This is a genomic window from Pseudomonas sp. AC355, assembly GCF_979258205.1.
Map to the genome: position 1 here is coordinate 4,981,014 of NZ_OZ409843.1, position 14,214 is coordinate 4,995,227.

General features: G+C 60.9%; 11 protein-coding genes. 9 read left to right on the top strand and 2 right to left on the bottom strand.

Features of this window, described 5'->3' with window-relative positions; all coding sequences use genetic code 11:
- Positions 1-7 precede the first annotated feature (7 nt).
- The 8 genes from dnaE (at position 8) to ispD (ending at position 11,506) form a co-directional block, all read left to right on the top strand.
- On the top strand, positions 8-3,547 hold the full coding sequence (dnaE, locus tag ACZ0AI_RS23175) for a DNA polymerase III subunit alpha (protein ID WP_463563869.1): 3,540 nt from the start codon (positions 8-10) through the stop codon (positions 3,545-3,547).
- A 245-nt stretch (positions 3,548-3,792) separates the two neighbouring features.
- Positions 3,793-4,743, top strand: a complete 951-nt coding sequence (locus ACZ0AI_RS23180) for an acetyl-CoA carboxylase carboxyltransferase subunit alpha (RefSeq protein ID WP_463563870.1) — start codon at positions 3,793-3,795, stop codon at positions 4,741-4,743.
- 79 nt (positions 4,744-4,822) lie between these two features.
- Entirely contained in the window at positions 4,823-6,148 is a 1,326-nt protein-coding gene (gene tilS / locus ACZ0AI_RS23185; protein ID WP_463563871.1) for a tRNA lysidine(34) synthetase TilS, read from the top strand.
- Positions 6,149-6,443: 295 nt separating this feature from the next.
- Complete coding sequence (locus ACZ0AI_RS23190) at positions 6,444-8,075, top strand: CTP synthase (RefSeq protein ID WP_463563872.1); 1,632 nt, start codon at positions 6,444-6,446, stop codon at positions 8,073-8,075.
- 3 nt (positions 8,076-8,078) lie between these two features.
- The gene (gene kdsA, locus ACZ0AI_RS23195) at positions 8,079-8,924 is read left to right on the top strand and encodes a 3-deoxy-8-phosphooctulonate synthase (protein WP_463563873.1); all 846 of its coding nucleotides are present in this window, start codon (positions 8,079-8,081) and stop codon (positions 8,922-8,924) included.
- A gap of 149 nt (positions 8,925-9,073) precedes the next feature.
- The gene (eno, locus tag ACZ0AI_RS23200; protein WP_463563874.1) at positions 9,074-10,363 is read left to right on the top strand and encodes a phosphopyruvate hydratase; all 1,290 of its coding nucleotides are present in this window, start codon (positions 9,074-9,076) and stop codon (positions 10,361-10,363) included.
- A gap of 157 nt (positions 10,364-10,520) precedes the next feature.
- A complete protein-coding gene (ftsB, locus tag ACZ0AI_RS23205) occupies positions 10,521-10,799 on the top strand; it encodes a cell division protein FtsB (protein WP_463566009.1) in 279 nt (92 codons plus the stop codon).
- Positions 10,796-11,506, top strand: a complete 711-nt coding sequence (gene ispD / locus ACZ0AI_RS23210) for a 2-C-methyl-D-erythritol 4-phosphate cytidylyltransferase (RefSeq protein WP_463563875.1) — start codon at positions 10,796-10,798, stop codon at positions 11,504-11,506. Before ftsB ends, ispD begins: the two co-directional genes overlap by 4 nt.
- A gap of 123 nt (positions 11,507-11,629) precedes the next feature.
- Here the strand turns inward: ispD and ACZ0AI_RS23215 are convergent, their stop codons facing one another.
- Entirely contained in the window at positions 11,630-11,953 is a 324-nt protein-coding gene (locus tag ACZ0AI_RS23215; RefSeq protein WP_463563876.1) for an HPF/RaiA family ribosome-associated protein, read from the bottom strand.
- 111 nt (positions 11,954-12,064) lie between these two features.
- On the bottom strand, positions 12,065-12,952 hold the full coding sequence (locus tag ACZ0AI_RS23220) for a LysR substrate-binding domain-containing protein (protein ID WP_463563877.1): 888 nt from the start codon (positions 12,950-12,952) through the stop codon (positions 12,065-12,067).
- A 135-nt stretch (positions 12,953-13,087) separates the two neighbouring features.
- Here ACZ0AI_RS23220 and ACZ0AI_RS23225 point away from each other — a divergent pair, with 135 nt between their 5' ends.
- Positions 13,088-14,200, top strand: coding sequence for an S-(hydroxymethyl)glutathione dehydrogenase/class III alcohol dehydrogenase (locus ACZ0AI_RS23225; protein WP_463563878.1), 1,113 nt, complete (start codon positions 13,088-13,090; stop codon positions 14,198-14,200).
- Positions 14,201-14,214 lie beyond the last annotated feature (14 nt).

Genomic DNA, 14,214 nt, shown 5'->3' on the forward strand with positions numbered 1-14,214 from the left:
CTTCTTCATGGCTGTTTCTTTCGTTCATCTTCGCCTGCACACCGAATATTCCCTGGTCGACGGACTGGTTCGCGTCAAACCGCTGGTCAAGGCGGTTGCCGGCTTGGCAATGCCTGCCGTGGCCGTCACCGATATGAGCAACATGTGCTCGCTGGTGAAGTTCTACAAAGCTGCCATGGGCGCCGGTATCAAGCCGATCTGTGGCGCCGATATCTGGCTTGCCAGCGCCTACGAAGACGGCCCATTGACCCGCATGACCCTGCTGGCGATGAACCCCAAGGGCTATCGCAACCTCACCGAGCTGGTGTCGCGCGGCTGGAGTGAAGGGCAGAGCAATGATCTGGTGATCATCCAGCGCGATTGGGTGAAGGCTGCCAGCGAAGGCTTGATTGCCCTGTCCGGTGCCAAGGAAGGGGAGATCGGCCACGCGCTGCTCGACGGCGAACTGGCCAAGGCTGAAGCACTGCTTCTGGAATGGCAGGCGGTGTTTCCTGAACGCTTCTATCTGGAATTGCAGCGCACCAGCCGCGTCAACGACGAAGAGCATGTGCACGCAGCCGTGGCCCTGGCAGACAAGATGGGTGCACCTCTGGTCGCGACCAACGATGTGCGCTTTCTCAAGCAGGGCGATTTCGAGGCCCATGAAACCCGCGTCTGCATCGGTGAAAGCCGCATTCTCGACGACGCTCGGCGGCCACGTATCTACTCCGACCAGCAGTACCTGAAGTCGCCGGAAGAGATGGCCGAGCTGTTCAGGGATCTGCCCGATGCGCTGGAAAACACTGTCGAGATCGCCAAGCGTTGCAATATCGAGGTAACGCTGGGCAAGTACTTCCTGCCGGACTTCCCGGTGCCGGAAGGCATGACCATCGATGAATATTTCCGCAAGGTATCGTTCGATGGCCTGGATGAGCGCCTTGAGGTTCTGCTGCCCAAGGACACCCCGGACTACGACGCGAAGAAGCAGGTCTACATCGACCGTCTGAATTTCGAGCTGGATATCATCATCCAGATGGGCTTCCCCGGTTACTTCCTGATCGTTATGGACTTCATCCAGTGGGCCAAGAGCAACGGTGTGCCGGTAGGGCCGGGCCGTGGTTCAGGTGCCGGCTCGCTGGTGGCCTATGTGCAGAAGATCACCGACCTCGATCCGTTGGCCTACGATCTGCTGTTCGAACGTTTCCTCAACCCCGAACGTGTATCCATGCCCGACTTCGACGTCGACTTCTGCATGGATGGCCGTGACCGGGTGATCGATTACGTGGCCGAGAAGTACGGCCGTAATGCGGTAAGCCAGATCATCACCTTCGGCTCGATGGCGGCCAAGGCGGTGGTGCGCGACGTGGCGCGGGTGCAGGGCAAGTCCTACGGCTTGGCGGATCGTCTGTCGAAGATGATTCCGTTCGAAGTCGGCATGACCCTGGAAAAGGCCTTCGAGATGGAGGAGCCGCTGCGCGACTTCCTCAAGAACGACGAAGAGGCCGCCGAGATCTGGGACATGTCCCTGAAGCTCGAAGGCATCGTCCGCGGTACCGGCAAGCACGCCGGGGGGGTGGTGATCGCGCCGACCAAGCTCACCGACTTCTCGCCGATCGCCTGTGACGAAGAGGGCGCCGGCCTGGTGACCCAGTTCGACAAGGACGATGTCGAATCGGCCGGCCTGGTGAAATTCGACTTCCTTGGCTTGCGTACCCTGACCATCATCAAGTGGGCGCTGGAGACCATCCACCGCGACCAGCGCGCCGCGGGCGAGCCGGAAGAGAAGCTGGTCAACATCGATTTCATCCCGCTCGATGACAAGCCGACCTATCAGATGCTGCAGAAGGCTGAGACCACCGCGGTCTTCCAGCTCGAGTCGCGCGGCATGAAGGAGCTGATCAAGAAGCTCAAGCCCGACTGCCTGGAAGACATGATCGCACTGGTGGCGTTGTTCCGCCCCGGCCCGTTGCAATCGGGCATGGTGGACGACTTCATCAACCGTAAGCACGGCCGTGCCGAGCTGTCGTACCCGCACCCGGATTATCAGTACGCAGGCCTGGAGCCGGTACTCAAGCCGACCTACGGGATCATCCTCTATCAGGAACAGGTGATGCAGATCGCCCAGGTCATGGGCGGTTATACCCTCGGCCAGGCGGACATGCTGCGCCGTGCCATGGGTAAGAAAAAGCCCGAGGAAATGGCCAAGCAGCGCGGCGGTTTCATCGAAGGCTGTGCGAGCAACAATATCAGCGCAGACCTGGCGGGCAACATCTTCGACCTAGTGGAGAAATTCGCCGGTTACGGCTTCAACAAGTCTCACTCGGCTGCCTATGGTCTGGTTTCCTACCAGACAGCCTGGCTGAAGGCGCATTACCCCGCGCCGTTCATGGCTGCTGTGCTGTCGGCGGACATGCACAACACCGACAAGGTGGTGATCCTCATCGAGGAATGCCGCAACATGAAGTTGCGCATTGATCCGCCGGATGTGAACGCCTCCGAGTACAAATTCACCGTCAGTCATGACGCGAACAATGTGCCGCGGATTCTTTATGGCCTGGGCGCGGTCAAGGGCGTCGGCGAAGGCCCGGTGGAGGCCATTGTCGAGGCGCGCCAGGACGGTCCGTTCAAGGATCTGTTCGACTTCTGCTCGCGGGTCGACCTCAAACGCATCAACAAACGCACCATGGATGCATTGATTCGCAGTGGTGCGCTGGATCGCCTGGGCCCGCATTTTTACGACGAGATCAAAGCCTATCAGGCCAACATCGACCGTAACCGTGCGGTGTTGCTATCAGCGATGGAGGAGGCCGTTCAGGCCGCCGAGCAGACCGCGCGCAGCCATGACAGCGGCCATATGGATCTGTTTGGCGGCGTGTTCGCCAGTCCCGAGGCGGACGTTTACGCCAACCATCACCGCGCCAAGGAGCTATCGCTCAAGGAGCGCCTCAAGGGCGAGAAGGACACCCTTGGGCTGTACCTGACCGGCCACCCGATTGATGAGTATGAAAGCGAAGTGCGGCGTTTCGCTCGCCAGCGCATCGTCGACCTCAAGCCTGCACGGGATACCCAGACCGTCGCCGGCCTGATCGTCAACCTGCGGGTGATGAAGAACAAGAAAGGCGACAAGATGGGCTTCATCACCCTGGACGACCGTTCCGGGCGCATCGAAGCCTCGCTGTTCGCCGAAGCCTTTTCCAGCAATCAGGCACTGCTGCAGAGCGATGCCCTGGTGGTGGTGGAGGGGGAGGTCAGCAATGACGATTTCTCCGGCGGCATGCGCCTGCGCGCCAAGCGGGTGATGAGCCTGGAAGAGGCGCGTACCGGCCTGGCCGAGAGCTTGCGTGTGCGCGTCCAGGCCAGCGAATTGAAAGGTGATCGTCTACGCTGGCTGGGTGATCTGTGCCGCCGTCATCGTGGCGCCTGCCCAATTACCGTGGATTACACCGGCGCCGACGCGAAAGCCTTGCTGCAGTTTGGCGAGGACTGGCGAATCGACCCGGCCGACAGCTTGATTCAAGCTTTGCGTGACCAGTTCGGACGAGAAAACGTCTTCCTGCAATACCGCTAGAATTGCGGCGCTGAAATGCGGGGCCAAGGCTCCGCACGACGCCCGTGACACTGCATGATAGCCGCCGACGCGACCAAATCCCTGCGGGTTTGGCTGCCGAGCGAATGCCAAGGTGCATTTGCTGGCAGATTCGCTGCCGGAAGTGCCTTGCAAGTGTCGACCTGAATGCGCCTGTTCCTATAAGGTAGGCGCCAAATGGATACACGCTCCCCGGCCCTGTGGCCGTCGACGCATGACGGATGCCTATGAACCCGAATTATCTCGATTTCGAACAGCCGATTGCCGACCTGCAAGCCAAGATCGAAGAGCTTCGCCTGGTTGGTAATGACAACTCCCTGAACATCGGCGACGAAATCGCCCGTCTGCAGGACAAGAGCAGCACGCTGACTGAAAGCATCTTCGGCAATCTGACCAGTTGGCAGATCGCCCGGCTTGCTCGCCACCCGCAGCGTCCTTATACCCTGGACTATCTGCAGCACATCTTCACCGAGTTCGACGAACTGCACGGCGATCGTCACTTCTCCGACGACGCTGCCATCGTGGGTGGTGTTGCGCGCCTCAATGGCCAGCCGGCCATGGTCATCGGCCACCAGAAGGGCCGTGAGGTTCGCGAGAAGGTGCGCCGCAACTTCGGCATGCCGCGTCCAGAAGGCTACCGCAAGGCCTGTCGCCTGATGGAGATGGCCGAGCGCTTCAAGATGCCGATCCTGACCTTCATCGACACGCCAGGTGCTTATCCGGGCATCGATGCAGAAGAGCGTAACCAAAGCGAAGCCATTGCCTGGAACCTGCGAGTGATGGCGCGCCTAAAAACCCCGATCATCGCCACCGTAATCGGTGAGGGCGGTTCCGGCGGTGCATTGGCCATTGGTGTGTGCGACAGCCTGAACATGTTGCAGTACTCGACCTATGCGGTGATCTCGCCGGAAGGCTGCGCCTCGATCTTGTGGAAAACCGCCGAGAAGGCGCCGGATGCTGCCGAAGCCATGGGCATCACTGCCGAGCGCCTGAAAGGCCTGGGTATCGTTGACAAGGTGATCGCCGAGCCTCTGGGCGGTGCACACCGCGATCCGGCCGCTGCCGCCGAATCCATCCGCCAGACCCTCAGCGCTCAGCTTGAGGATCTCAGTACGCTCGACACCGACGCCCTGCTGGCGCGTCGCTACGAGCGCCTGATGAGCTACGGTATCGCCTGATGCCGGCGTGCCCTGCAGGCATGCGAGTTGCCGACCTGGCAATGCGCATGTCTGCAGGGGCGCTCCGCTAAACCGCAGCATGTCCTTCGAATCGGCTCTGCTTGCGCGCATCGCTGCGTGGCGTAAAGCATCGGCTTGGCGAGTCGCTTTCTCTGGCGGGCTCGATTCCACCGTGCTTCTGCATGCGCTGGCAATGGCTGCTCGAAGCCATGCGCTGCCACCCATTTCCGCTATCCATGTGCATCACGGCTTGCAGGCTGCGGCCGACGGCTGGCCGATGCATTGCCAGCGCTTGTGCGATGAGCTGGGCGTGCCGCTGCATGTCGAACATGTGCAGGTAGCGTCTGGTGCCAGCCTGGAGCAAGCTGCTCGTGACGCGCGCTATGCAGCGTTTTCCGCGCAGCTGAATCGGGGCGAGGTGCTGCTGCTCGCTCAGCATCAGGATGATCAGGCGGAGACCGTTCTCTATCGTCTGTTGCGCGGTGCTGGTGTGCGCGGGCTTGCTGCGATGGCGGCAAGTCGCCCGCTGGCCGCCGGGCATGCCGTTCGTCCTCTGCTGGCTGTACCACGCAGTGCGTTGGAGGCTTATGCCGAGGCATATGGCCTGCGCTGGGTGGAAGACCCTTCGAATGCAGACAGCGGCCTTGCTCGAAACTTTCTACGCCGGGAAATCCTGCCGCGCTTGCACAAGCATTGGCCTAAAGCGTCCCAGGTGCTGGCTCGTACGGCGGAGCATCAGGCCGAGGCGTTGGAGTTGCTGCAGGAGCTCGCCGAACTTGATTTGCAGCGAGCCCAAGCGTCGCCCGGTTTCGATTGGCTGGACGTTCCCTGTCTCGATCTGCAGGCGTTGCGCGGACTTTCCGATGCTCGTCAGCGCAACGTGCTGCGCCACTGGCTGGCAGATTTCACCCGCTTGCCCGATAGCCGCCATTGGCGGGGATGGTTCGATCTGCGTGATGCGGGGGCCGATGCCAGTCCAGTCTGGCGGCTGGAGAGCGGTGAGTTGCGCCGTCACGGCAGTTATCTGTTCTGGCTCAGTGCTGGCTGGGCTGCAGCCTGGTTGGGCCAGGCGCAGCCCTGGCCTCTGGTTGAGCAGCCACTGGCGTTGCCAGGTAATGGTCGCGTCTGGCTCGAGGGTGCCATACCGGTGGGCCGGTTGAGCGTCGGCTATCGTCAGGGAGGCGAGATTCTCGAGGTGCCAGGGCGCGGTCGGCGTGACCTCAAGCGTCTTCTGCAGGAGGCTGGCGTGCCCGAGTTCATTCGTGGGCGCATCCCGCTGCTGCTATGCGACGGACGGCCCGTGGCTCTCGCCAATCTGCTCGCCGGCCCCGGCTGCGGCACGCTTCACTGGCAGCCCGAGCAGATCGATCCGCCTCTTGATGGGGCTGTCGATTCTCGCGCGTAAGGGCCGGCTGCTGTAAGCGTGTCGCAGGTACGAAGCCCCAGGCTAGAGGCTTTTCGGGGTTGGATGTGCATCTCGTTTCAGCAGCTTTTGCCCTGCTTTGGGTTTCGCGTTCTTCCCCCCTCAGGACGTTTCCGGTAGACTACGCTCCCGTCTCTATTCAGGTATTCGCTGCTTCTTCAGAAGCGGTGGATGTTTGCTATTTGCCGGCATGGTTCGCCATGTTTGCTAAGGTGAACCAAGGCCTTCTCTGCTCCCCGGCGGCTCGACCGCCACTGCTGACTTCTTAGGGTTTTTCATGACGCGCTTCATTTTCGTCACGGGTGGTGTTGTTTCTTCATTGGGGAAAGGCATCGCCTCGGCATCCTTGGCGGCAATCCTGGAGGCGCGGGGCCTGAAGGTCACGATGCTCAAACTGGATCCCTACATCAACGTCGATCCGGGCACCATGAGCCCGTTTCAGCACGGTGAAGTGTTCGTCACTCACGACGGTGCCGAGACCGATCTCGACCTGGGTCACTATGAGCGGTTCATCCGCACCACGATGACCAAGAGCAACAACTTCACCACCGGCCGCGTCTACGAAGACGTGCTGCGCAAAGAGCGCCGTGGTGATTACTTGGGCGCGACCATCCAGGTCATCCCGCACATCACTGACGAGATCAAGCGCCGCATCATCAAGGGTGCCGGCGACGCTGACGTCGCCATGGTCGAAATCGGCGGTACCGTGGGCGATATCGAGTCGCAGCCGTTCCTCGAGGCGATCCGCCAGCTGCGTTTCGAAGTGGGCGCCAAGCGCGCCATGCTGATGCACCTGACGCTGGTTCCGTACATCGCCACCGCAGGCGAAACCAAGACCAAGCCGACTCAGCACTCGGTCAAGGAACTGCGTTCCATCGGCCTGCAGCCGGACGTACTGGTGTGCCGCTCCGATCACCCGATCGACCTGTCGTCGCGCCGCAAGATCGCCCAGTTCACCAACGTCGAAGAGCGCGCAGTAATCGCCCTTGAAGACGCCGACACCATCTACAAAATCCCGGGCATCCTGCACTCGCAGGGGCTGGATGATTTCGTCGTCGAGCGTTTCGCGCTGGAATGCCGCGGTGCAGACCTGTCCGAGTGGGATCGCGTGGTCGATGCCAAGCTGAACCCGGAAAAAGAAGTCAATATCGCCATGGTCGGCAAGTACATGGAGCTTCTGGACGCTTACAAGTCGCTGATCGAAGCGATGAGCCATGCCGGTATCAGCAACCGTACCAAGGTCAACCTGCGTTACATCGATTCCGAAGACATCGAGAATCAGGGTACTGCGCTGCTCGAGGGCGTCGATGCCATCCTGGTTCCGGGCGGCTTCGGCTTGCGTGGTGTGGAAGGCAAAATCACCACTGTGCAGTACGCCCGTGAGAACAAGATTCCTTACCTGGGTATCTGCCTCGGTATGCAGGTAGCCGTCATCGAATTCGCCCGTAACGTGCTGGGCTGGAGCGATGCCAACTCCACCGAGTTCGATATCGCCAGCAAGCACCCAGTGGTCGGTCTGATCACCGAGTGGCAGGACGCGACCGGCGCGACCGAGCAGCGTACCGAAGCCTCCGACCTTGGCGGCACCATGCGTCTTGGCGCCCAGGATTGCCAGCTGCTGAGCGGCTCCAAGGTTCATGACTGCTATGGCAAGGACGTGATCGTCGAGCGCCACCGCCATCGTTACGAAGTGAACAACAACCTGCTGCCGCAACTGATCGAAGCTGGCCTGAAGGTCACTGGTCGTTCGGGTGATGGCGCGCTGGTGGAAGTGGTCGAGAGCGCGGATCACCCGTGGTTCGTCGCCTGTCAGTTCCACCCGGAATTCACCTCCACGCCGCGTGACGGCCACCCGCTGTTCAGTGGCTTCGTCAACGCTGCACTGGCGCACCAAGCGAAGAAGGCCTGACCCATGGCTCAGAAGACCATCCGCGTTGGCGCGATCGATGTCGCCAACGACAAGCCGTTCGTGCTGTTTGGCGGCATCAACGTGTTGGAGTCCCGCGACCTCGCCCTGCGTGCCTGCGAAGAATACGTGCGGGTTACCGAGAAGCTCGGCATCCCTTATGTGTTCAAGGCAAGCTTCGACAAGGCCAACCGTTCGTCGGTGAGTTCCTTCCGTGGCCCGGGCCTGGAAGAGGGCATGAAGATCTTCGAGGAAGTGAAGAAGACCTTCGGCGTGCCGGTGATCACCGATGTGCACGAACCTCACCAGGCGCAGCCGGTGGCGGACGTTTGCGACATCATCCAGTTGCCGGCTTTCCTGTCTCGGCAAACCGATCTGGTGGTGGCCATGGCCAAGACCGGTGCGGTGATCAACATCAAGAAGGCGCAGTTCCTCGCGCCCCAGGAAATGAAACATATTCTCGCCAAGTGTGTCGAAGCCGGGAACGATCAGCTCATCCTCTGTGAGCGTGGTTCCTCCTTCGGGTACAACAACCTGGTGGTGGACATGCTGGGCTTCGGCATCATGAAGTCCTTTGAGTACCCGGTATTCTTCGACGTCACCCACGCTCTGCAGATGCCGGGCGGCCGTTCGGATTCCGCTGGCGGGCGTCGTGCCCAGGTGACCGAGCTGGCCAAGGCCGGCATGAGTCAGGGGCTGGCGGGGCTGTTCCTCGAGGCGCATCCGGATCCGGAAAACGCCAAGTGCGATGGCCCGTGTGCCTTGCGTCTCGACAAGCTCGAGCCGTTCCTGGCGCAGCTCAAGCAGCTGGATGATCTGATTAAGAGTCAGGATCCGATCGAAACCGCCTGATCGGCGTTTTTCACGGTTCGCTTATCTGTTTCACCGCCCGGCCTTTTGGCCGGGTTTGTCATGTCAGCCCGGTCTGCCGTTGATCGTGCCCGGTGCTGGCAGCCGAATGCAGCAGTGCGTTTTCGACAATTTCTGGAGAGCTTACAAGAATGGCAAAGATCGTCGACATCAAGGGTCGTGAGGTTCTCGACTCCCGTGGCAACCCCACCGTGGAAGCGGACGTAATCCTCGACAATGGCATCGTCGGCAGCGCCTGTGCGCCTTCCGGTGCCTCCACCGGTTCGCGCGAAGCGCTGGAACTGCGTGATGGCGACAAGAGCCGTTACCTCGGCAAGGGCGTTCTCAAGGCCGTTGGCAACATCAATGGCCCGATCCGCGATGCACTGCTGGGCAAGGATCCGGTCGACCAGAAGGCTCTGGACACGATCATGATCGATCTGGACGGCACCGAGAACAAAGCTACCCTGGGCGCCAACGCCATCCTCGCCGTCTCCCTGGCAGCCGCCAAGGCCGCCGCTCAGGATCAGGATCTGCCGCTTTACGCGCACATCGCCAACCTCAATGGCACTCCGGGCCAGTACTCCATGCCGGTGCCGATGATGAACATCATCAACGGCGGCGAGCATGCCGATAACAACGTCGATATCCAGGAATTCATGGTGCAGCCGGTCGGTGCGAAGACCTTCTCCGATGCGCTGCGCATGGGGACTGAAATCTTCCATCACCTGAAGGCTGTTCTCAAGGCCCGTGGCCTGAGCACGTCCGTGGGTGACGAAGGTGGCTTTGCGCCGAACCTGGCCTCCAACGAAGACGCGCTGTCGGCCATTGCCGAAGCCGTAGCCAACGCCGGTTACACCCTGGGCACCGACGTCACCCTGGCACTCGATTGTGCGGCCAGCGAATTCTTCGAGGACGGTAAATACAACCTGTCTGGTGAAGGCAAGTCGTTCGACGCCGAAGGCTTCGCTGACTACCTGAAAGGCCTCACCGAGCGCTTCCCGATCATCTCCATCGAAGACGGTCTGGACGAGTCCGACTGGGCTGGCTGGAAGATCCTCACCGACAAGATCGGCAGCAAGGTGCAACTGGTTGGTGATGACCTGTTCGTGACCAATACCAAGATTCTCAAGCGCGGCATCGACGAGTCGATTGGTAATTCGATCCTGATCAAGTTCAACCAGATCGGCACCTTGACCGAAACCCTGGAAGCCATCCAGATGGCCAAGGCCGCTGGTTACACCGCGGTCATCTCGCACCGCTCCGGTGAAACTGAAGACAGCACCATCGCCGATCTGGCTGTCGGCACTGCCGCTGGTCAGATCAAAACCGGTTCGCTGTGCCGTTCGGATCGCGTATCCAAGTACAACCAGTTGCTGCGTATCGAAGAGCAACTGGGCGCCAAGGCGCCGTACCGTGGTCGCGGCGAGTTCCGCGGTTAAGGTAGGTTTGCGTGGCGAGGTGGCCAACACCTCGCCCTGCGGATCCTGTCCAGATCTGCCGAGTCGACTTCACGGTCTTGTCCGATGCCGATGACGCAGGGAGAATCGACAGATGTCCGCAGCAGCGACCCTTTCTTATCCGAGTGCCTCACCTGCCATGCGTAGTCCCTACTGGCTGTTTCTCTTTCTCGTTCTGGTACTCGCGGGGCTGCAATATCGTCTGTGGGTAGGCGAGGGCAGTCTGGCGCAAGTTACTGATCTGCAGCATCAGATTGCCGATCAGGAAGGCGAGAACGAGCGTCTGCTCGAGCGTAACCGCATCCTCGAAGCGGAAGTGATGGAGCTGAAGAAAGGCATGGAAACCGTCGAAGAGCGCGCCCGCCACGAACTGGGCATGGTCAAGGATGGCGAAACCCTTTATCAGTTGGCTGAATGAACACACCTGATCTGCCGTCCTTCTGGGCGGTGATTCCGGCCGCCGGCATCGGCAGCCGCATGCGCGCCGACAAGCCAAAGCAGTATCTGCAACTGGCCGGCAAAAGCATTCTCGAACATACCCTCAATTGTTTTCTCGATCATCCGTGCCTGCGTGGCGTGGTGGTCAGCCTGGCCGAGGACGACCCGTTCTGGCCGAACCTGAGTTGTGCTCGCGACTCGCGCATCCACATTGCCAGCGGCGGTGCCGAGCGCGCCGACTCGGTGCTCAATGCGTTGCTGCGTCTGGGTGAGCTGGGTGCCAGTGAACAGGATTGGGTGCTGGTGCACGACGCCGCACGACCCAATCTGGCGCAGTCCGATCTCGATCTGCTGTTGGCCGAGTTGGCTGACGATGCGGTCGGCGGGCTGCTCGCCGTTCCCGCTCGGGATACCCTCAAGCGTATCGGCAGCGATGGACGCGTGCGCGAAACCATCGATCGCTCGGTCATCTGGCAGGCCTACACGCCGCAGATGTTCCGTCTCGGTGCCTTGCAACGCGCGCTCGCCGAAGCATTGGTTTCAGATGTCGCAGTGACCGATGAAGCCTCGGCCATCGAGTGGGCCGGTCAGTCGCCACGTCTCGTTGAAGGCCGGGCGGATAACCTCAAGGTCACCCGCCCGGAAGACTTGCACTATCTGGAGCGCCTGTGGCGCGGTCGGAGCTAACGCCGAATTAAGGCGATCCTGTAGGAACCCGCTTGCGGGCGAATGGCTCAGGCGGCACCGTCAATGCGGTAATGCCGCTATCAATCGTGCCGAGGCGGCGCTCCCACTGGCGGTGAACTGCTCTCAGTGAATCCACTTGTTGGCGTTCTTGCCAAGGTTGCGATCGAGCACACTGGTTAGCCTGTTCATGGCGCCGTCGATGGCCTGCTGCATTTCACAGGCATCGAAGGAAACCGACATGGGGTCGCGCCCCTTCATGCGCGCTTCTACCTTGCAGCGTTTGTCCTGAGGGCCGCTTTTCAGGGCGTTTTCGTCGGAGAGATGAATTTCCACGCGGGTGAGATATTCCTCATAGCGCTGTAACTTGTCTCGTACTCGACCTCGGATATCCGTCTTGAATGCCATCGAGGTGTCGACGTGTTTTCCGCTGTTGACCATGACCTGCATAACCATCTCCTCATGCTGGTGGGTTCGCAACGGCCCGAACAAGGGCCTCATGATTTACGACGGGGAGATGGCGACAGAGGTTCGCTGGCGGTTGTCACAGCATATGAGTGGCTAGGTGTATTCGACTCGTTGGCTCAAACCGTCACGTAACGCATCGATCAGTTGCCTGACCTTGGGCGACAGATGCCGTTGTTGCGGGTAGAGCGCCCACACCGCGGTATTAGGTGGCTGGTGATTGTCGAGCAGGGACACCAGGGCGCCACTGCGCAGGTGTTCGAGCACGTAATAGTCGGGTAACTGACACAGGCCCAGCCCGCCCAGCGCCGCATCCAGCACCGCCTGGCCGCTGTTGCAGCGCCAGTTGCCCTGAACCCGTTGCGAGGCTTCACGGCCGTCGAGCTGGAATGTCCAGACATCGCTGCTGCCCACCAGGCAATTGTGTCGAGCCAGCTCCGAGAGGCTGTGCGGGCGACCGTAGCGCTGCAGGTAATCAGGCGATGCGCACAGGTACATGCGTCGCGGCGCCAGGCGCGTGGCAAGCATTCGCGAGTCCTGCAGGCGACCCAAACGAATGGCGATGTCGAAGCCGTCCTGGAGCAGATCCAGGGTGCGGTTGCTCAATTCGATATCCACGGAAAGCCGCGGGTGGCGGGCGGCGAATGCGGTGACCAAGGGCACGATGAATCGCTCGCCGTAGGCCACCGCACAGGTCATGCGCAGCAGCCCCTTGGGCTCGCCGCCCAGATCACCAATCGCATTGAGCGCTTCCTCACGTGCATCCTGCAGGCGCTGGCAATGCTGCAGAAAGGTCTGGCCCGCCTCGGTCAGCGCCACTTTGCGTGTAGTGCGATAGAACAGCCGGGTATGCAGGCGTTCTTCCAGGCGGGCGATCTGTCGGCTCACCTGGGATGAGGACAGGCCCAGGCGTTCGGCTGCCGCCGTGAACTGGCCGCATTCCGCGACGGCGACGAATTCGTCCAGCCCCTCCCAGCGATTCATGTCTTTCCCCTGTTTACTTGGTAAATGGCTGATTGTCCCTGAATAGCAATAATGTTTTGCATTCTGCCTGATTATCTCTGTTCGCGTGTCTACTACACTCTCTCCCCATCGCTATCCCATCAGGAGATTCTGGACATGATCAAGTCGCGCGCCGCCGTAGCCTTTGCGCCCAACGAGCCGCTGAAAATCGTCGAAGTGGATGTCGAGCCGCCCAAGGCAGGGGAAGTGCTGGTGCGTATCGTCGCTACCGGTGTTTGCCACACCGACGCCTATACGCTGTCCGGTGCCGATTCCGAGGGTGTATTCCCCTCGATCCTCGGCCATGAAGGTGGCGGCATCGTCGAAGCCATCGGCGAGGGTGTGACGTCGGTGGCCGTGGGTGACCACGTGATCCCGCTGTACACGGCCGAATGCCGCAAGTGCAAATTTTGTCTGTCCGGCAAGACCAACCTGTGCAGCTCGGTGCGTGCCACCCAGGGCAAGGGCCTGATGCCCGACGGCACCTCGCGCTTCAGCTACAACGGCGAGCCGATCTACCACTACATGGGCTGCTCGACGTTCTCCGAATACACCGTGCTGCCGGAAGTCTCCCTGGCTGTCATTCCGAAGGAAGCGCCGCTGGAAAAGGTTTGTCTGCTGGGCTGTGGCGTGACCACCGGTATCGGCGCCGTGCTCAACACCGCCAAGGTGGAAGAGGGCGCCACCGTGGCCATCTTCGGTCTGGGTGGCATCGGCTTGGCAGCGATCATTGGTGCGAAGATGGCCAAGGCCTCGCGCATCATTGCCGTCGACATCAATCCGGCCAAGTTCGACGTGGCCCGCGAGCTGGGTGCGACCGACTTCGTCAATCCGAAGGATTACGACAAGCCGATCCAGGACGTGATCATCGAGTTGACCGATGGTGGCGTGGACTACAGCTTCGAGTGCGTCGGTAACGTGCAATTGATGCGTGCCGCACTGGAATGCGCGCACAAGGGCTGGGGTGAGAGCGTGATCATCGGCGTGGCCGGTGCCGGTCAGGAAATCAGCACCCGTCCGTTCCAGTTGGTGACCGGTCGCGTCTGGCGCGGTTCGGCTTTCGGCGGCGTCAAGGGTCGCACCGAGCTGCCGAGCTATGTGGAAAAGTCGCAGAGCGGCGAAATCCCGCTGGATACCTTCATCACCCACACCATGGGGCTGGAGCAGATCAACGACGCGTTCGATCTGATGCACGAAGGCAAGAGCATCCGCACTGTCATTCACTTCTGATTGAGCTAACCCGA

Excerpts from the sequence above, each read along its gene's own strand:
- dnaE (WP_463563869.1), top strand. The coding sequence starts at position 8 with ATGGCTGTTTCTTTCGTTCATCTTCGCCTGCACACCGAATATTCCCTG.
- ACZ0AI_RS23180 (WP_463563870.1), top strand. The coding sequence starts at position 3,793 with ATGAACCCGAATTATCTCGATTTCGAACAGCCGATTGCCGACCTGCAA.
- tilS (WP_463563871.1), top strand. The coding sequence starts at position 4,823 with ATGTCCTTCGAATCGGCTCTGCTTGCGCGCATCGCTGCGTGGCGTAAA.
- ACZ0AI_RS23190 (WP_463563872.1), top strand. The coding sequence starts at position 6,444 with ATGACGCGCTTCATTTTCGTCACGGGTGGTGTTGTTTCTTCATTGGGG.
- kdsA (WP_463563873.1), top strand. The coding sequence starts at position 8,079 with ATGGCTCAGAAGACCATCCGCGTTGGCGCGATCGATGTCGCCAACGAC.
- eno (WP_463563874.1), top strand. The coding sequence starts at position 9,074 with ATGGCAAAGATCGTCGACATCAAGGGTCGTGAGGTTCTCGACTCCCGT.
- ftsB (WP_463566009.1), top strand. The coding sequence starts at position 10,521 with ATGCGTAGTCCCTACTGGCTGTTTCTCTTTCTCGTTCTGGTACTCGCG.
- ispD (WP_463563875.1), top strand. The coding sequence starts at position 10,796 with ATGAACACACCTGATCTGCCGTCCTTCTGGGCGGTGATTCCGGCCGCC.
- ACZ0AI_RS23215 (WP_463563876.1), bottom strand. The coding sequence starts at position 11,953 with ATGCAGGTCATGGTCAACAGCGGAAAACACGTCGACACCTCGATGGCA.
- ACZ0AI_RS23220 (WP_463563877.1), bottom strand. The coding sequence starts at position 12,952 with ATGAATCGCTGGGAGGGGCTGGACGAATTCGTCGCCGTCGCGGAATGC.
- ACZ0AI_RS23225 (WP_463563878.1), top strand. The coding sequence starts at position 13,088 with ATGATCAAGTCGCGCGCCGCCGTAGCCTTTGCGCCCAACGAGCCGCTG.